Source organism: Paenibacillus sp. FSL L8-0435 (genome assembly GCF_037965655.1).
Lineage (GTDB): Bacteria > Bacillota > Bacilli > Paenibacillales > Paenibacillaceae > Paenibacillus.
The window spans coordinates 1,831,389-1,850,664 of the sequence record NZ_CP150185.1 but is presented as its reverse complement, the minus strand read 5'-3'; the positions used below and the strand labels follow the sequence as shown (position 1 = coordinate 1,850,664).

The window sequence follows — 19,276 nt, the reverse complement described above, 5'->3', positions numbered from 1 at the left end:
CCTCCCTTTTTGTGGTGAACCTTTATATGTTAGCGCAGACTCGCCATGCTTCAGACCAGACCGAAAATGATGCCAATGGCCTGATACCCACAGCGTGTTCACGTTCTAACCTTTCACTGCACCTATGGTAAGTCCTTTGACAAAATAACGTTGTACAAATGGATACAGGAACAAAATCGGCCCCGTCACAACGATTGCCATCGCCATCTTGGTTGATTCAGTAGGCACATCCTGACTGAGTGTGATTCCCGTACCAATCGCCATCTGGTCAATGAAGGTAATCGTGTTCATCGTGTTGTAGAGATAAAATTGCAGTTGGTACATATCCGGGTTGTTAATGAAGAGGGATGAGGTAAACCAGTCATTCCAGTAACCCAGTGCCAGAAACAGACCTACGGTGGCGATACCAGGCATCGCCAGTTTCAACACAATGCTGACATAGATGCGGAAGTCATTCGCTCCATCAATTTTGGCGGACTCAATCAATTCATCCGGCACTGCCGAGCGAATGAAGTTTTTCATCAAGATAATGAGGAATGGCGTCATCAACCCCGGAAAAATCAGTACGGTGTACGTATCTGTGAGATTGAAGTAGTTCGCCAGCATAATGTACCAAGGTACAAGTCCCCCACCAAACAGGGTTGTGAAGTAGATAAAAAACGAGAATGTGTTCCGATATTTAAAATCCTTACGCTGGAGCACAAATCCGGCCATCGTGATGAGGAACAGCCCTAGCGTAGTTCCCACCACCGTTGTAAAGACCGTTACCCCATAAGCCTTGAGTACCTGAGTCGGGAATTTGAACACCATTTTGTAACCTTCCAGGGAAAAGTCCGTTGGAAAAAGGTGATAACCATCCCTCACAATGGACTCGTTGCTGCTGAATGAACCGGATAGAATCAGCAGAAACGGTAGCAAGCACATGATTGATAAAATGATGATGAAGCTGTAGGAAATCAGTTGAAACATGAAAGTGAACTCCGAATCTCTGAGACGCGTATTCGTACGAGTGTGAGTATTCATTGGCGTGTTCATGATCGTTCTCCCTCCTGCCCTGCGGGCGTTCTAGAACAAGGCGTAGTCCTCATTTACTTTGCGGATAATATAGTTGACGGTCATGATCAAAATGAAACCAAACAAGGACTGATACAGACCAGCTGCCGTTGCCATCCCGATATCAAACGTTACTTTCAGTGAACGATACACATACGTATCAATAATATCTGTAGCGTTGTACAGCACCCCGTTGTTACCGATCAGTTGATAAAACAGGTCAAACTGCCCCTTCATAATGCTGCCGAGTGAGAACAACAACAGGATGACAAAGGTTGGCTTCAACATCGGTACCGTAATGTACCAGATCCGCTGAAATATATTTGCCCCGTCGATTCGGGCGGCTTCATAATACTCATCACTGATCCCCGTTATGGCAGCCAGATAGATGACCATGCTGTATCCAAGATTTTTCCACAGATAAAAGATGATGATCAGGAACACCCAGATCCAGGGTGTGTTATAAATGTCGACCGGGCCGGCCTCAAAACGTTTGAGCACCGTGTTCACAAAACCCGACTCGTAGTTAAACATGTTGTAAGCGATTACACTTAATAGTACAAATGAGATGAAATACGGCAAGAACATGACGGATTGCGTAATTTTTTTGAATAACCTGCCCCGGATCTCGCTAAGCATAATCGCACAGAAGATCGCAAGACCGTTTCCTAATATAATGAAGGCGAGATTGTAACCCACGGTATTGGTTGTGAGTTTGAGCAACATTCCGGATTGCCATAGGAACTTAAAGTTCTCCAGACCGACAAATGGACTGCCAAATAATCCGCCTTCAAAATCATACCGGGTGAACGCATAATAGATGCCGACCATCGGAAAATACGAGTTAATCAGAAAAAAGATCAGCGTGGGCAACAGCATCAGAAACATGATTTTGTTTTTGTTCAATTCTTTGAGCATGGCTCGATCCCTCCCGAATTACTTGCGGTGCTGCGTGGTGGAGCTCTCTTTTTATTGTAGATGCTCTCTTCACTGACGGATACTGAAGCTTCCCTTCAGAAAATGAACGATTCTGCGAAATGAACTATGAACAAAATGAACGAACCATGAAATGAACAGACATCCACACACATCCGTTCACAAATGTTGATATCGTGCATAGGCTACACCTAGTGAACAATCCAGCGAAAGTTGAACTTTATGTAGACAAAACAGGCAAAAGGGCCTGTCCAGCATTGATGTAAACGCATACATAATATATAATTCTAGTTACTCTTGCTCTTCTGCTCATCCATATATGAAGCCTCACGTATGTACATGAATTTCTATGTTGTTCACCCAAAACAGGAGGTCCGAGGGGGAAGATGAATGCGTAAACGTTCAGAGGACAGTCAGAAAGTCTTCACACGGATTCTGATCGGCATTATTATCAGTACCGTCGCTACCTTACTTGTGGCTTCTTCTATTTTGTACGTCAACTATAATCGGATCGCTCTTCGCCAGGTGTATCGTACAGATATGAACAGTCTTACTCAAACCAGCCGTGAAGTGGCCAAAATGACCGAGACTGCGAAATCATTGTCATATCAGATTTATCAGGACTACACCATCTCTTCATTACTGCTCTATTCCAAACCAAATATCTATGAGATTACATCGGCGATGGAGCAGCTAGACAACTACCGTATGTCCCTTCCCTTTATCGAATCCATCTATGTATATAACTCCAAAAGTAAAGAATTCTTTATCAGTTCCAACATGCGCAATGGGCAGCAGTCCATCTCGGAGATCGATGATCAGGGGATTACAAGCATCCTTCAACGCTTCCATGACTATAAACCTTTTGTGCCTATCCCGCGTACATATCAGGTCGGCTCTACCGAAGCAACAGAGGTTAACAGCTACACCTATCTCTGTTATGACACGATTAATGATAACGCGAAGCTAAACTATGCTGTCATCGTGAATATCAAGGATGATTGGCTCAGTCCGAATATGAATGCTGTGGATCAACCCGGCAAAACCTTTATCGTGAATGAGAATGGAGACCTTTTATCTGACTTTGGCGACCGTGCATTGATGAAAAATCTCTTCAGTGAAGCTTTTATGAAGCCAATTATGCAGGATACGGAGCAGTCAGCTTATTTTACCGAGAAGGTCGACGGAGAAAAATCCCTCATCACCTATACCGCTCCCGATGACCTGGGTTGGCGTTATGTGAGAATAACACCTTATGATCTGATTACCTCAGATATACGGAGCATGCGCACACATACCGTTCTGTTTTGTGTTGGACTTCTCTTCGCAGGGTTACTGCTCTCTTACCTTGTGTCCCGAAAACTATATCACCCTATTGATAAGATGATTGTTCGTTTACGTGTGATGGAAGCAGAGCGACGTGGCAGTCTTCATTTGTTACGGCAGGATTTTCTACGAGGGGCCCTACAGGGCCGCGAAACAGTAACTGGAGGTATGCTGGAAGAACGGATGAAGTTCTACGGCTCCTCCATTGATGTTCGGCGTGCATCCAGACTGGTATTGCTACGTATTGACCATTTTACCGAATTCAACGAAACGTATCGTGATGAGACCCAGCTTGTAAAATACGCGATGATGAACATCTGCACTGAGACAGCCGATCTCCACTACAATGCGGAAGCTGTGGACATGGGCGGTGATCTGATCACACTCATCTTCAATGAAAAAGCGGAAAGCAATGAACTTGGGCAACCTGCTCATAACCGGATCGAAGAGCTGCTACGTATGATGCAGGCAGCTGTAATGACCCATTTGAAATGCTCCATCTCCTGTACGATCGGCACGGAAGAAGATTCATTGGAAGACAGTATTGCATCCTACACCAGATCAGCCGAAGCCTCACTGCATCGTTTGTTCATGGGACCGGGCTGTCTGATCTATACCTCTGACATCATGGCTTATCACGCCAAGGAGTACGCATTCCCGGCAGGTAAGGAAAGACAGCTTGTTGATCATCTAATGACAGGTAAGACGCGAGAAGCAAAACAAGTCTATGCAGATATCGTCGGCGAGACAGCCGCATATCCATTTACCGTCTTCCAGCTAGCTTTATCCCATCTGACGATGACACTGAACCATGTACGAAATACCCTCAAGAAGAATAATCAACTCACGCTTGATTCAGTCTCGGATGGTCTAATGCTGCCTGTCAAAGACGCGGAAGACATCAGTGAAGTACATGAACGCTTCTATCGGATGTTTGATGAGCTTGGCTCCAAAGTGGAGGAGAAACGTACACTGAAACATGAAGAATTGATTCGTAAAATCAATGGCATTATTGAGCGGGACTATGCGGACCCCAATCTATGTCTAACTTCTATCGCAGATGAGTTGGGCATGTCGCCCATCTATGTAAGCAGGCTCTACAAACAGCTTACCTTGAAAGGACTTACGGACGTGATTAATGAAACCCGCATAGCCAAGGCCCAGCATCTGCTGGTAGAGACAGAGAACTCTGTTGCCGATATTGCCGAGAGAACGGGATTCACCAACAGTTCATACTTCTATCGCATGTTCAAAAAGTTCAACGGGGTTACACCAAACGATTATCGCCGCAAAGAGTTTCATTCAGAGAACTTTTGAAATCATCCCAGACTTGAGTTTATGGAGCATGGCATATTGATTGTTCATGCAAAAAAAGAGCGACCTATGAGAATGAAACCATTCACCTCATGTGTCGCTCTACCTAATTGAGTTTAAGTTAGATTTTTCGAATTATTCCTGTTCCTGTTCCTGTTCTTCGCCAGACTCATCAGAAGCTTCACGAACTTTATACTTGTCCAGACGTGTCTGCTGATACTCACGCAAGGCCTCTTCACCCACAATCACTTCAACCCGGTGAATGTTCATACCTTTACCCATGAATTTCTGCTCGTACTCTGTCATCACATGTTCTTCATTCAAACCATCACGATGCAGATTCAAAGAAATATTGGTCATTTGCAGGCCGAAGTCGGCAATGGCGTTGAGTGAGAAATCAAACAGCGTCTCTGAATCGGTTTTGAAATGAATCTGACCTTTGGGATTAAGCAATTCTGTGTATTTCTTCAGGAAGCGCGGATGCGTCAACCGACGACGTGCATGCTTTGCTTTTGGCCAAGGGTCACTGAAGTTCAAATAAATGCGCTCCAGTTCTTCCGGTTCAAAAACTTCTTCGATCTGTTCGATATTAGCCAGCGCAAGCTTCAGGTTCGGAGGTGTCTCCACATCAGCCTGGCTCCACGCATTACGAGCTTTCTCACTGGCACGACGCACCAGTTCATCATACATATCAATACCGATGAAATTAAATTCCGGATATTTATAACTCATTTGGCTGATAAATTGACCTTTACCCATACCAAATTCCACGAAGATCGGGTGATCATTGCCAAACAGTTCAGACCATTTTCCTTTATGTTGCTTGGGGTCCAGTACAACAAGATCAACTTGTTGCTCCAGATTTTCTCTTATCCCTTTTCTGCCACGTAAACGCATTTTATTCCTCCGTTTGTCCCATACTTGTCTCAGAACTATTTTGCCGAAGAACTGGCAAATTGTAAAGAGCAATGAAAAGGGAATCTTCGGATCTGCCACTTTGGGCAAATCTCAAAGATTCCCTCTTCGATTTATTTGGAATTGGGGTCCAACTACTTTAGTAGTTCATAGTCTACCTTATCTTGGTGTGAAAAATCAAATGTCTTTTCGAAAGCATCGCGAACTTTTTGTCTTGCAGCCGCTTTCACTTTCGGATTTCCATTAAAACGAACACCTGTTAAAGCCAGTGCTTCTTCTGCCGTCAATTCAACAGACACATGATTCAATTCTTTGTTTTTGACTTGGGAATTCATTCATATCACCTCACGGTATAGTATGGTCCATGACGTCAACGTTGATTCAAATACTATGATGAATAATACCCATTAGATGGTGTCTGACGCTGATTTAAATATAACATAAGGTGTAAACTATAGCAAGGAGAAAACCTTGATTTTACGGCCTATTTTTGCGTTTCGATTCCCTTTTTTTTCAGTTTTTTGATACAATGATAAAAGTTCATGAAGACACCTATAATCGCTATCCATCGTCTATGACGGAAATCGCATAGCGCTTCTTCTTTTGTTCACGTATGATTACTGTAATTCGACAGCCAAAGGAGTACCCTGAAGATGAATGCACCTGCATTACAGTCCCCTCTGTTGTGGGGAGATAAACGATTCCATACCTGGAATTATGAGATGCGAGATCAATTTAACAATAAGGTTTTCAAAGTGATGCTGGATGCTGGATTCACCTGTCCCAACCGTGATGGTTCCATTGCCAAAGGTGGTTGCACCTTCTGCAGTGCGCGTGGATCAGGCGATTTTGCTGGCAGCAGACGTGAAGATCTGGTCACCCAGTTCAATACAATTCGAGATAAACAGCACCTCAAATGGCCTACAGCCCATTATATTGGCTACTTCCAAGCCTATACGAACACGTATGCTCCGGTCGAGGAGCTGCGCGAATATTTTGAAGAAATTCTTGAGCAACCCGGTGTTGTTGGTTTGTCCATCGCCACTCGCCCAGACTGTTTGCCAGATGACGTTGTTGATTATTTGGCTGAACTCAATGAGCGTACCTACCTGTGGGTTGAGATGGGGCTTCAGACGATCCATGATTCCACATCCACATTGATTAATCGCGCGCACGACACGAAGTGTTACGAAGAGGCGGTTGAGAAACTGCGCAAACGGAATATACGTGTGTGTACACATATCATATATGGTCTGCCTCAAGAGACACATGAGATGATGCTGGACACTGGACGGGCAGTTGCCAATATGGATGTACAGGGAATCAAGATTCACCTGCTGCATCTGATGCGCAAAACACCAATGGTGAAGCAATACGAAGCCGGTCTTTTACGTTTTCTGGATCAGGACGAGTATATCAAGCTGATCGTAGATACACTGGAGATGCTTCCACCGGAAATGATCGTACACCGTCTTACAGGCGACGCACCACGTGATCTGTTGATCGGACCGATGTGGTCCATGAACAAATGGGAAGTGTTGAACTCCATTGATCGTGAGCTGCGAGAGCGGGATTCATGGCAAGGTAAGTATTGGAGGCGAGCATAGATGGGCTTTCTTTCGGTTCTCAGCTGTGCACATCAGTGGATTGCTTCCCGTCTGCAGCCAGGTGATCTGGCGATAGATGCAACGGTTGGCACAGGAGCAGACACACTATTTTTGGCACAACAAGTAGGCAGGCGTGGTCAAGTCATTGGATTCGATATTCAAAGTGAAGCCCTCACGCTGGCACAGGCCCGGATTCGAAAACAAAATGATGAAGCCAAGCTTGGCTCCATCTCCATGCTTCAACTAAGCCATGATCGAATGGCAGAAGCAGTTCCTGAGTCATGGCTTGGTGCGGTTGGTGCAGTTATGTTCAACTTGGGGTACCTGCCCTCAGAAAGTGCAGATTCCTCCATCATCACCGAGACAAACAGCACAATCGCTGCACTCGAAGCTGCACTCGCTTTATTACGTCCTCGCGGCATTATTACGGTTGTGCTCTATCCTGGTCATGACGGAGGTGCACAGGAAGCATCAGCCGTATTGGAATGGTCCTCTGCCCTGCCGGTGGAACAGGCACAGGTTGTGATGTATCGCCAATTGCAGCGAGAAACTTCTCCTTTCCTGATCGGAATCGAGAAAAAATAATTTCCTTTGTTCACCAAATACAATAAACTAGACACAATCGCAAGGCGAGCTATTAACGGCTTTTTCTTACTGCGATCTGTGTTCTACTTCTACATATGCAAACGTATTCACTTGTTTGCTCATGGCGACCACAAGCCCATGACTGATTAAAGCGATCCACCATTTCATATACTAGAGGAGAGATTACTGATGTCTACGCCATACCCATTACAATTCCAACCTGAATTCAAAGAACGTGTGTGGGGCGGTCGTGCTCTGGAGCAATTCGGCCTTACGCCCCCTGAAGGACATATCGGAGAAGGATGGATGATTGCAGATCATCCCAACGGTACAACCAAGGTATTAAATGGAGCCCTGGCTGGCAAGGGTCTGGATGAAGTTCGTGAACAACTTGGCACCGAATGGCTTGGAACCAAAGGCGTCTCTGAAAAAGGCGGCCGTTTCCCCCTCCTGATTAAGCTGCTTGACTGCAACGATGACCTATCCGTTCAGGTTCATCCAACTGACGAGTATGAGGCACTTCCTCCTGGCGAGCTTGGCAAAACAGAAATGTGGTATGTACTCGACGCAAAACCGGGCGCGCACATCATCTATGGCTTGAATGAAGGCGTTGATCGGGCAACATTAAAAGAAGCATTGGAAAACGGCACGGTGATGGATACCCTTCGTCAGGTACCTGTAGAAGCTGGTGATACGTTCTTTATCCCTGCTGGAACAGTGCATGCGCTCTGTGCAGGTGTTGTTGTCGCTGAGATTCAGCAAAACTCGGATACGACCTACCGGATATACGATTACAATCGTCCAGGGCTAGACGGCAAACCACGTGAGTTGCATGTTGAAGACTCATTAAATGTCACCGCCTATGAAGGCGCAGGTGCCTCAACAATGAAAACAAATAACGCTACTCCTGGTGAATGGCTCAAGCTTGCGGAATGCCCTTATTTTGTGGTGGAAAAAGGAATTGTGACTGAACGGTGGGAACTCGCCACCAATCCTGACAGCTTCACGATTCTCGTTGTCTGTGAAGGAGAAGGAACTTTGGAGTGGGCACATGCTGAATCAGACAGCATTGAATTGAAAGCTGGACAATGTTATCTCTTGCCAGCCAATCTGGGTTCTTATACATTGAACGGGAATACCACTGTTCTTCGCTCTTATCTGCCCTAAATAAAGCTTATATGTAACCTGTGAAGGAGGAATTACACGAGATGCAGGAATCTACCTTTGCCTTGGTCGCTAGTGAAGGTACCCGTATTCATGTGTACCGCTGGCTTCCCGATCCGGAATGCAACGTTAAAGGTGTAGTGCAAATTGCACATGGCATGGGCGAGACGGCAGCCCGATACGCCGAATTTGCCGACATTCTTACCCAAAATGGCTATGCGGTCTATGCCAATGACCATCGGGGTCATGGCAAAACTGTGGAGAATGCCAAGTTGCTTGGTAATGCTGGTATCGATGCCTTCCGCTGGATGGCGAGTGATATGATCAATCTGGGCGAAGTAGCCGCCAAAGAAAATCCTGGGGTCCCCATGTTTCTAATGGGACATAGCATGGGCTCATTCTTGGTACAACATCTCATGTACGCGGGTCATGAGCAGTACCATGCCTTTATTTTATCCGGAACAAACGGAAGACGCGGTCTGCTCCGGTTTGGAGAGAAGCTGGCCTTCTTGCAGTGTGGCATTCAGGGTGCTACCCACCCCAGCATGCTGCTCAACGCGATTGTATTTGGTGGATTTAACCGCTCTTTCCGCCCCGCGACGACACCGTTTGATTGGTTGTCCCGGGACTCACAAGAGGTTCAGCGATTCATTGATGACCCCCTGTGCGGAGCGGTCTGTACAGCAGGCTTTTTCCGCGACTTCTTCAAATTGCTGCTTGAAGTCCATCTTCCACACAATATGGAGCGCATACCCAAACACAAACCCGTATACCTGTTCTCAGGTGAGAAGGACCCTGTTGGACTTCATGGCAAAGGCGTTCTTAATCTGGTCTCGCAGTATAAGAAGCTTCAGCTGGAGAACATTGAGTATCGCCTGTATCCGGATGGACGCCATGAAATGCTGCATGAGATCAACCGAACAGAAGTAGCCCAGCACGTTGTGAACTGGCTAGAGCGGAATACCCCTGGCTCGAATACACACCCTAGTCCGGTGAGTCCTACTGAGACCGCTGACTCTATATAATAGATTCAGAGAACAACATACCAAAAGCCAAAAGAAACCCCTGAATCGGATGCTCAGCTCACGCTGCACTCCAGTTCAGGGGTTTTCTTGTTAAGCGATATGAATAATAGCTATATTCAAACGTTATGGATTAACCTTCAATCAACAGGGATTCCGGGTCTTCAAGCAGTTCTTTCACGGTCACGAGGAAACGTACCGCTTCACTACCGTCGATGATCCGGTGATCATAGGACAACGCGATGTACATCATTGGACGGTTCTCCATCCGCTCTGCATCAATCGCCACTGGACGAAGCTGGATCTTATGCATTCCCAGAATACCCACTTGCGGTGTATTCAGAATTGGCGTAGACAACAAGGAACCAAATGTTCCGCCATTGGTAATGGTGAACGTTCCGCCTTGAAGATCAGACAACGCCAGTGTGTTGGAACGAGCTTTGGATGCCAGGTCTGCAATGCTCTTCTCGATCTCGGCAAAGCCCAGACGATCGGCATCACGTACAACCGGTACAACCAGTCCTTCCTTCGCAGATACGGCAATGCCGATATCATAATACTTTTTGAGAACAACATCTTCACCATCAATCTCTGCGTTGATTGTAGGGAATTTTTTCAAAGCTCCCACAACCGCTTTGGTGAAGAAGGACATAAAGCCCAGGTTGATCTCATGTTTCTCTTTGAACTTGTCCTTACGGCGTTTACGTACATCCATGATCGCAGTCATATCAACTTCATTAAACGTAGTCAGCATGGCTGCTGTCTGCTGAGCCTCTACCAGACGTTTGGCAATGGTCGCACGGCGGCGAGACATCCGCTGACGCTCCACTGGTTTGGTATAGGTAGAACTTCCAGTTGCCGGAGCACTTGGTGCTGCTGGAGCTTTACTCGCAGGTGGAGCAGCAGGAGCAGGAGCCTGATTGTTATGACTCTTCACATCGTCCTGGTATACCCGTCCAATCGGATCTTTACTCTGAACCTGATCCAACTCGATACCACGTTCACGTGCAAGCTTACGGGCAGACGGTGAAGCCGTCTTGGCACTATCAGATGACTCTGGCGCTGCCGCAACAGGTGCCGATGGTGATGTTGGAGCTTCAGGTGCAGGAGTAACGGCTTTTTTCTCTTCAGCTACTGGTTCGGAAGCGGGTGCACCGCTTCCTCCTCCAGAACCAGCTGAGAGTGTACCGATCGTTTCACCGATCTCTACCGTCTCTCCTTCTTGACGAATGATCTTCTCCAGCACGCCACTTTCTTCGGCGCTGATCTCAATATTTACTTTATCCGTTTCCAGTTCAAGAAGCACATCCCCCTGATTAACGGTATCCCCTTCTTTAACCACCCATCTGGATACAGTTCCCTCAGTTATTGACTCACCCATTGCAGGTACTTTAATTTCACTCACAGCTGTTACCTCCCCAGTGGAATATTATTCTTCGTCGTTTGTTTCAACGCAGATGTAATAATCTGTTGCTGTTCCATACTATGCACAAGCTGATAACCGCTGGAAGGACTTGCGTGTTCCGGGCGACCTTCGTATCTAACGGTTGTGCCTTCCGGGGCAACTTCACGAAGACGAGGCTCCATGTATGTCCAGGCACCCATGTTTTTGTTTTCTTCCTGTACCCATACCAGTTCTTTTACATTGCTGAAACGGGCAAGGACACGTTTGATCTCTTCTGCCGGGAACGGATACAACTGTTCCACACGAATAATGTGAAGCCATGACCGATCTGCTTTATCTTTTTCAATAGCATCTTCCAGGTCGATGGCAATCTTGCCACTGCACAAAATAATGCGTTCTACACGATCCGGCTGTGTCCCCAGTCCAGCTTGTTCCAGTACAAGTTCAAACTTGCCTTCACTGAATTCAACTGCCGGTGATGCAACACGCGGGTTACGAATGAGACTTTTCGGTGACATCATCACAAGTGGACGAGCATCTTCCGTTTCAGTCAACGAGGCTTGACGACGCAACAAGTGGAAGTACTGAGATGCACTCGACAAGTTGGCAACCGTCATGTTGTCTTCTGCACAAAGCTGCAGGAAGCGTTCCAGACGAGCACTTGTATGCTCAGGTCCTTGACCCTCATTCGCATGTGGTAACAACATCACCAGACTGGACTTCTGAGACCATTTGGCGCGGCCCGCTGATACAAACTGGTCAAATATAACCTGTGCACAGTTGGCAAAGTCTCCGAATTGAGCTTCCCAAATGACCAATGTATCTGGTGAATATACGTTATAGCCATATTCGAATCCAACAACGGATTCTTCAGACAACGGACTGTTATAGATTGCAAAGGATGCTCTTGCCTGTGGCAAGTGATGTAATGGGCAGAACTTTGCTCCATTCTCCGAATCATGTAACACCAGATTCCGATGAGCGAATGTAGCACGCTCGGCATCCTGTCCACTAATCCGAATTGGCTTGCCATCTGCCAGAATGGTTGCAAATGCGAGTGTCTCCGCAAGGCTCCAATCCACTTTTTCCCCTTCGTTCAGGGAAGTGCTCCGGCGTTGCAAAATCCGCTGTAACTTCGGATACACATTGAAGTTCTCAGGCCATTTCAGCAAATCGGCATTAATGCTGCGCAGATTCTCCAGTGGTACCGCAGTCGGAGTAATCGTAACAGCCTCCGGCTCACTGATTTTCCGTTGATAATATTCATGTACTTCATTTTTCTTCATCTGGTCATAAGCTTCTTTTAATTTGTTCGTTACTCCATCGCGAATGCTCGTAATGGATGCATCATCGATAATCGATTCCTCTTTCAACTGATCCTGATACAAGTGGCTTACCGTTGGATGGTTTTTCACCTTGTCATAAACGATAGGTTGAGTTGTTTCGGGATCATCGGTTTCGTTATGGCCGTAGCGACGGTAACCGATCAAGTCGATCAGGAAATCCTTTTTGAAACGATTGCGATACTCGGCTGCCATACGAATGGCTGCAATACAAGCTTCCGGATTGTCCGCATTCACGTGTACAATCGGAATTTCGTACCCTTTAGCAAGGTCACTTGCGTAATACGTTGAACGGGAATCACCGCTATCTGTAGTGAAACCCAGACGATTGTTGACGATAATATGGATGGTTCCGCCATTCTGATATCCTGGCAGAGCTTTGAAGTTAAGCGTCTCGGCAACGATCCCTTCGCCAGGGAATGCTGCATCACCATGCATCAAAATGGTAGCTGCCTTCGTCACGTCCTGCTTCGGATATCCAGGGTCACGACGGTCATCCTGAGCCGCACGAGCAAACCCTTGTACAACCGGATTAACGTATTCCAGATGGCTCGGGTTATTCGCCAGAGTAAGGCGTGCCTGTACAGTTTCCCCGTCTTTTACAAAACGGTTGGCACCCATATGATATTTGACATCCCCCGTCCAACCGTAGTTGATTCCAGTCGAACCTTCCGATGGAACCAAATCTTTGTTCGGAGCATGATGAAATTCAGAGAAAATTTTGCTGTACGGTTTGCCCAAAACATGAGCCAGTACGTTTAACCGTCCACGGTGGGCCATACCCATCAGAATGTGGCTTGATCCGGCTTCCGCCATGATGCGAACAGCTTCATCCAGCATCGGCACAAGCACATCGTTACCTTCGATGGAGAAACGTTTCTGACCAACAAATGTTTTGTGAAGATAATCTTCAAATTGCTCGACTTCAACCAAACGTTCCAGCAAAGCCTTACGTTCTTTCGACGTAAGCGGAGCTGGTGATGTACGGGATTCCGCGCGGCGATTCAGCCACTCACGTTCTTGAACTTCGTGCACATGACTGAATTCATAGGCCATGGGTCCAGTGTATATCTGACGCAAGCGTTGGATTGCATCCCATCCGGTTGCTGTCTGCCCATCTGCTCCTTCCCAGATCAGGGAAGCAGGCAAAGCTTTCAGATCTTCTTCGTTTAATTCAAAATGCTGAGGTTCCAGCAAAGATGTGTCTGTATCTTCACTGATTCCAAGCGGATCTATATCTGCAGCAAGATGACCATAGGTGCGGATGTTCCATACCAGTTTACCCGCTGTAACCGCTTTCTGTAATAGTTGAATGTCTACGCTTCCGGAAGCCGATTGGGCGTTGCCGGAATTCAAGGTTGTGCGTGCATCCCTGCCAGACATCGGCGGTGCACCCCATTGTTCAAATAGTTCACGATAAGCCGGTGTAACCGAACCAGGGTCTTGAGTGAATAATTCATATTGTTCCTGTACGTATCCCATATTGGGGCCATAGTAACTTTCCCAGGGCTTCTTGTTGCCTTCCACGATCGTCATCGACGTTCCCTCCGTCTTGATTTAGTCATAAGTTTTTGACGGAAATCATTGACTAAGCCGTAATTTGCGTTCGTTCAACATTTTAAGCGAAATTTTTCATGAAGTCCAATAATCGTGCTGTTGGTGGTAGTAACGTTAGTCCGACGCTCCCGTCAAGGTTTGTCTGCGTTTTCAAAATCAAAGTAAAACAATGATTGTATATACCGTCGCACAGATGTCGAATACTGTCCTGATCCGTTCGAAGGTTACACTTTCTCCACTTCTTCAAGTGAAGTCCGTGTTCTACTATCTATTCTATAAACTTTTACGCTCAGGAGCATTTCCTATTTTTAGTCCAATTGATGCATAAATTAGATGAATCGAATAAATCGATCAATTTGGGTAGAACAACGAACGCTTAATTACAACAAAATAGGCATACGATCTCCCATTTTACCTCCTTAATTGAATTGTGGTCCATTATGTTCAAAAACAAACCGTCCAGTTAAACATTAACCATTTGACGTCACATTCAACAAGTAATTGGGATTTTCTTCAAGTGACCAACAACAAAAAGCTGGCCCAGACATGAATTATCCGAGCAGCTTCTTTGGATTCAGCAAATTTAAGTTAACAATAAAGTTGAGGATGCACATCAAGATGTACTTTTGCTAATCATATACTCTGCAAACGGCGTTAGGGAAAGATCTCTAACTTGCTCCAGTGTAAACCAGTCCGCACCCAGCGAATCTTCGCCATCGGGTTCTTTTTTTATATGATCCGGCTGACTGGCTGCGGTCAGAACAACATCATACAACATCCCGATATGGTGCAGCTCTTCCGGCTCACCTTGATACACCCATTCCAGTACCGTAGACTCCGCAGAACGAATCATCACTTGTAGATGGGTCAGGCCCGTCTCTTCTTCAAACTCACGATGAAGAGCAGTCTCTGGCTGCTCGCCAAATTCCAGCCTTCCGCCTGGTAAATCCCATTGCCCCTGATATGCTCCGCGAGCCTTATGAATCAACAGGAATTGGTCCTCCCAAGCAACCAAGCCATATACCCCAATATGTGTATACCGATTCACTTAAGGGCTCTTCCTTTCGTTTTCATCCTCTGTAACAGCATCCAGATCTATGGCCATACGGATCATATCCACACAGCGGATACCGTCCTCTACAATCTCTTCCTCATAATGCCTCACAAAGAAGTCACGGTCGACCCCGATAATGCGGAAACCGCAACGTTGGTATAACTTCAATTGATGAAAGCTGGAGTTGCCCGTCCCAATCTCGAGAATCCGGCAGCCCAATCTACGTGCAGCTTCCATCGCTTCCTTAATCATGTGTTTGCCTACGCCTTGTCCCTGCAGTTCTTCCTGTACGGCAATATTAACAATCTCCGCAGTCTCTGGACGAGTCTTCAACAATACGAACTCCCCAACCATCTCTCCTTCATATTCAGCAATAAAACAAACACCCCGACTCAGGTATTCATCCACAATTGCTTTTGAAGGATCAGCCATCAACAAAAGTTCGTAGGGTCTCTCTTCTTCCCAGTCCAAAATCCGGAACGACAATTTCATGCCAATCTCCACCTTTTCATCGTGCAATATTCATTTACGTTCTGTTTGCAGAAGCCTATGTATGGCAAATCCACAAATATATCATTCTTCATTTCAACAAACTAGTTAACTCAATCTATTAATCACACACTATTACCCACAGACTAGTCATCTCCTATAAAAATAGTAAACTTCATTATATCATAATATTTGGATATAAATATATAGATATGGATGATACATTTTGAGGCATTATTTTTATCCTAACCCAAGCTTAAATGCTCATGAATTAATTTCCATTCCCCATCAAGCGTCGCCGCACTGTATCCTTGCAGGGCATGCTGGTATCCCATGATTTTTACTCCTTCTGACGGTTTAACTTATTGGGTCTCACTCTGTTCAAGTACGGAATCGCTATACACCATAAATGTCTCTTGCAGCGTACGTCCGGATGACTTCTCCCAGATCACGCTCCGCTCAAAAGTGCCTTTTTGGAAAAAACGCGGGAAACGTTCAGCAAACCAATCCTGCATAGGCAGCTCAAAAACCCGCTTCATAGGCACCCATAACAGTTCGCCTTCGGGCGGATCTTGCAATAATTGACCCTCGAATGAAGTCGCCAAATAGTTAAATACCATGTACCGCAATCCTTGTTCGGGATCACAGAACTCATCAAGCCCTTTATACGTAATCTCATTGACTACTAGCCCCGTCTCCTCCAGAACCTCCCGCACGGCACCATCCACGATACTCTCCGGAAAATCTACCTTCCCCCCAGGAGCGATGTATCCCGGAAATCCTTTGCGATCCGGCCGATTCATTAACAACACCTGATCATTCATTTTGTCCCATACCATACACATTGTTAATATCTCTATTCTAGTATCCATATTCGTCCTCCTACTAACATGCGCTTCTCTGCTGTACACTAACATTTCTGGGAATAACCTGCGTTTTCCTTCTTTATTCCCACTCTGATTCATTCGTATTTACACCGGTCTCACAGTATAGTCTATGATGATATATATGCATACGAAAGGCGGACGCCCTGTACACCTGTACATCAGAAGCCCGCCTGTTTTGTGATATTCTATGCTGGTCTTTCCTCAAGCCTGGAGTTTCCAGTTCTCAGTTCAATTCCGTAATCAACACCCGGCGTTCCTTCCATTCAGCCCGGCGATAAGCCTGTTGCATACCAAATTTGCGGATACTTGCCTTTGGCACCGATTTATATGGTAAAACGATCGTAAAGTCCTCATCAAACGGGAAAAAAGACAGGCCTACTTTTTCATTCGATAACCACTCTGCCTGAATCGACTGTCTGGAACAGGCATCAAACGTACAACTGAGCCCCTCTGCAAAAAAATCATAACGCGCAGCAGGTGTTCCAGGTTCCTCCATACAGAGGAACAGACTGAGCTGATCACAGAAAAGCATGATCTCCACATCACTTTGCAGCCTCTGTTTCAGTGCTTCAGCATCACCACCAAGCTGTTTCTCCCAATCCAGCTGACGTTTGTGTTCTTGCTGCAGATAATCTCGGATGTCATCATCATCCTGAGCATTGGCCCCCAGATTTTTCTGAAATAGCTCCGTGTACATCAAGCTACACAATAATCCGGCGTAGAGGTTTTTCTGACGGACTTCTTCAATCCCTTTATGGTAGAATACAAAACGCGGACGCAATGGAAAATCACGAAACGAATACGGCGATTGACTGTAATCATTCCAGAACGGAGATGAATCCAGTTCAATCCAGCCACGGTCATGTTCCTTGGCCGCTAGAATCAATTCATCCCGATGCGAAGCATCAGCTAATAATTCATTTTTCCAGTGGAAAGCCATCTCTCCGGCTACTAATCCATGCTCATGCTGTGCGGTCAAAACAAAATCATGCTCTCTCTCATATACGATCATGTGCTGTCACCCTTCCGCATGGTATACGTTGACTTTAACATAAATTGGGTTAAACTTTCCTATAAGTTGTATTTCGCTCCATTTTGACGAAAGGCATTATGAAGTGCACAATGTAAAGGTGTTGTCAGTTTCCTGAAATTTGATACACTAGGTTGTGTCCACAATTATATTACATACAGAAAGCGGGATCTCATGAATTCATACTCTCCTTACATCGAGTTTAACCGCAAGGAATGGGCTGAACTTAAAGAACATCAGACCACTCTTCCACTGACGGAAGCCGAATTAGAACAGTTAAAGGGATTGAATGAAGAGGTATCGATTCAAGAAGTCGAAGATATATATTTGCCTCTTACCCACTTTATTGACCTATATGCAAGAGTTTCACGAGAGTTGAATCAACTAACGGCCTCCTTTATGAAAAAAGAAGCTCTCCCCACCCCCTACATCATTGGAATCGGGGGAAGTGTTGCCGTGGGCAAAAGTACAGCGGCCCGTTTGCTACAGGCACTGCTCGCCAGAGGTAAGAATAGCCCGAAGGTTGACCTTGTCACCACCGATGGTTTCTTATATCCCAATGCGGTGCTGCAAGAGAAGGGCATCATGAACCGCAAGGGATTCCCGGAAAGCTATGATATCAAATCCCTAATTCAGTTCATGGGTGATGTGAAATCTGGCAAGCCGGAAGTGAAAGCACCCGTCTACTCTCACCTCGCCTACGATGTCATTCAAGGAGAAGAGAAGCAGATCTGTCAACCGGATATTCTCATAATTGAAGGTATTAATGTACTTCAGATCAAAAAGGAAACGCCTTTGCTGGTTAGTGATTTCTTTGATTTCTCCATCTACATTGATGCGGAAGAAGAGCACATACGACACTGGTACGTTGAGCGTTTCAAGCTGCTTCGCAACACAGCGTTCCAGAACACGGATTCCTTTTTCCATCAAAGATTCGCCAATATCGATGAAGAAGAAACCGTGCGTACGGCCAACCAGATCTGGCAAGATATCAATGCCAAAAACCTGCATGAAAACATTTTGCCAACCAAAGGGCGTGCCAGACTGATTCTGAAAAAGGAAGCCGATCACTCCATTGGGCAGATTCAATTGCGCAAACTGTAGACAACATTCGTGAAGTACACTTAGATGTTATATCTAATTACCCTTAAAAGGAGAGAAAAACACATTGCAAACCCTGATTATACTCGGCAGTATTATGATGTTCCTGGCTGTTGCTTTGGGTGCTTTTGGCGCACACGCGCTCAAGCGCAAACTATCCGCTGACATGATCAAAATCTATGAAACCGGTGTTCAATATCACCTCATCCACGGACTTGGGATCATCCTGATCGGACTGCTGGCAGATCATCTTGAATCCTCTTCACTCGTCATGCTTGCCGGATGGCTGATGTTCGCCGGGATCATCCTCTTCTCTGGCAGCCTGTACGCTTTAAGTGTAACGGGTGTTCGCAAATTGGGAGCCATTACCCCACTTGGCGGAGTCGCATTTTTGGCTGGATGGGTTATGATCATGATTGCCGCATTGTAAATATGCCCCATGGATAAACGAAAAGAGTGTTCTGGCCGATATGAATAATCGCTGGAGC

The 19,276-nt window shown here is 45.9% G+C and carries 17 protein-coding genes; 7 read left to right on the top strand and 10 right to left on the bottom strand.

Going from position 1 to position 19,276, the window contains the following annotated elements; translation table 11 throughout:
• Positions 1–105: 105 nt before the first annotated feature.
• Both NST33_RS08530 and NST33_RS08525 read right to left on the bottom strand, forming a co-directional pair.
• Positions 106–1,035: a carbohydrate ABC transporter permease gene (locus tag NST33_RS08530; RefSeq protein ID WP_237176235.1), complete on the bottom strand. Its 930-nt coding sequence runs from the start codon at positions 1,033–1,035 to the stop codon at positions 106–108.
• A gap of 30 nt (positions 1,036–1,065) precedes the next feature.
• The gene (locus NST33_RS08525) at positions 1,066–1,971 is read right to left on the bottom strand and encodes an ABC transporter permease subunit (protein WP_017689672.1); all 906 of its coding nucleotides are present in this window, start codon (positions 1,969–1,971) and stop codon (positions 1,066–1,068) included.
• Positions 1,972–2,379: 408 nt separating this feature from the next.
• On the opposite strand from NST33_RS08525, the gene NST33_RS08520 reads away from it, so the two are divergent.
• Complete coding sequence (locus NST33_RS08520) at positions 2,380–4,632, top strand: AraC family transcriptional regulator (RefSeq protein WP_339307611.1); 2,253 nt, start codon at positions 2,380–2,382, stop codon at positions 4,630–4,632.
• Positions 4,633–4,764: 132 nt separating this feature from the next.
• Here NST33_RS08520 and trmB read toward each other — a convergent pair whose 3' ends face one another.
• Positions 4,765–5,526: a tRNA (guanosine(46)-N7)-methyltransferase TrmB gene (gene trmB / locus NST33_RS08515; protein ID WP_339307609.1), complete on the bottom strand. Its 762-nt coding sequence runs from the start codon at positions 5,524–5,526 to the stop codon at positions 4,765–4,767.
• 152 nt (positions 5,527–5,678) lie between these two features.
• The gene (locus NST33_RS08510; RefSeq protein WP_017689675.1) at positions 5,679–5,879 is read right to left on the bottom strand and encodes a hypothetical protein; all 201 of its coding nucleotides are present in this window, start codon (positions 5,877–5,879) and stop codon (positions 5,679–5,681) included.
• A 318-nt stretch (positions 5,880–6,197) separates the two neighbouring features.
• Here NST33_RS08510 and NST33_RS08505 point away from each other — a divergent pair, with 318 nt between their 5' ends.
• From NST33_RS08505 to NST33_RS08490, 4 genes are all read left to right on the top strand, one after another.
• Positions 6,198–7,151, top strand: coding sequence for a TIGR01212 family radical SAM protein (locus tag NST33_RS08505; RefSeq protein WP_036610193.1), 954 nt, complete (start codon positions 6,198–6,200; stop codon positions 7,149–7,151).
• Positions 7,152–7,736 carry a class I SAM-dependent methyltransferase gene (locus NST33_RS08500; protein WP_339307607.1) on the top strand — a complete coding sequence of 195 codons (585 nt, stop codon included), beginning with the start codon at positions 7,152–7,154 and terminating at the stop codon, positions 7,734–7,736.
• Positions 7,737–7,925: 189 nt separating this feature from the next.
• Complete coding sequence (locus NST33_RS08495; RefSeq protein ID WP_339307605.1) at positions 7,926–8,903, top strand: type I phosphomannose isomerase catalytic subunit; 978 nt, start codon at positions 7,926–7,928, stop codon at positions 8,901–8,903.
• 41 nt (positions 8,904–8,944) lie between these two features.
• Positions 8,945–9,925: an alpha/beta hydrolase gene (locus NST33_RS08490; protein ID WP_339183447.1), complete on the top strand. Its 981-nt coding sequence runs from the start codon at positions 8,945–8,947 to the stop codon at positions 9,923–9,925.
• Positions 9,926–10,055: 130 nt separating this feature from the next.
• Here NST33_RS08490 and odhB read toward each other — a convergent pair whose 3' ends face one another.
• The 6 genes from odhB to NST33_RS08460 all read right to left on the bottom strand — a co-directional run bounded on the left by odhB (position 10,056) and on the right by NST33_RS08460 (position 17,669).
• Complete coding sequence (gene odhB, locus NST33_RS08485; RefSeq protein WP_339307603.1) at positions 10,056–11,327, bottom strand: 2-oxoglutarate dehydrogenase complex dihydrolipoyllysine-residue succinyltransferase; 1,272 nt, start codon at positions 11,325–11,327, stop codon at positions 10,056–10,058.
• A gap of 5 nt (positions 11,328–11,332) precedes the next feature.
• Complete coding sequence (locus tag NST33_RS08480; RefSeq protein ID WP_339307601.1) at positions 11,333–14,206, bottom strand: 2-oxoglutarate dehydrogenase E1 component; 2,874 nt, start codon at positions 14,204–14,206, stop codon at positions 11,333–11,335.
• A 634-nt stretch (positions 14,207–14,840) separates the two neighbouring features.
• Positions 14,841–15,275 (bottom strand): NUDIX domain-containing protein, encoded by a 435-nt coding sequence (locus NST33_RS08475; protein ID WP_221822860.1) that lies wholly within the window; start codon positions 15,273–15,275, stop codon positions 14,841–14,843.
• Complete coding sequence (locus tag NST33_RS08470) at positions 15,276–15,773, bottom strand: GNAT family N-acetyltransferase (RefSeq protein ID WP_339307599.1); 498 nt, start codon at positions 15,771–15,773, stop codon at positions 15,276–15,278.
• Between the two features lie 359 nt (positions 15,774–16,132).
• Positions 16,133–16,642: an 8-oxo-dGTP diphosphatase gene (locus NST33_RS08465; protein ID WP_221822856.1), complete on the bottom strand. Its 510-nt coding sequence runs from the start codon at positions 16,640–16,642 to the stop codon at positions 16,133–16,135.
• A gap of 238 nt (positions 16,643–16,880) precedes the next feature.
• A complete protein-coding gene (locus NST33_RS08460; RefSeq protein ID WP_339307597.1) occupies positions 16,881–17,669 on the bottom strand; it encodes a DUF3891 family protein in 789 nt (262 codons plus the stop codon).
• Between the two features lie 192 nt (positions 17,670–17,861).
• Between NST33_RS08460 and coaA the strand changes: the two genes are divergently transcribed.
• Both coaA and NST33_RS08450 read left to right on the top strand, forming a co-directional pair.
• Entirely contained in the window at positions 17,862–18,791 is a 930-nt protein-coding gene (gene coaA, locus NST33_RS08455; RefSeq protein WP_339307595.1) for a type I pantothenate kinase, read from the top strand.
• Between the two features lie 64 nt (positions 18,792–18,855).
• The gene (locus NST33_RS08450; RefSeq protein ID WP_221822851.1) at positions 18,856–19,218 is read left to right on the top strand and encodes a DUF423 domain-containing protein; all 363 of its coding nucleotides are present in this window, start codon (positions 18,856–18,858) and stop codon (positions 19,216–19,218) included.
• The last annotated feature ends 58 nt before the right edge of the window (positions 19,219–19,276 follow it).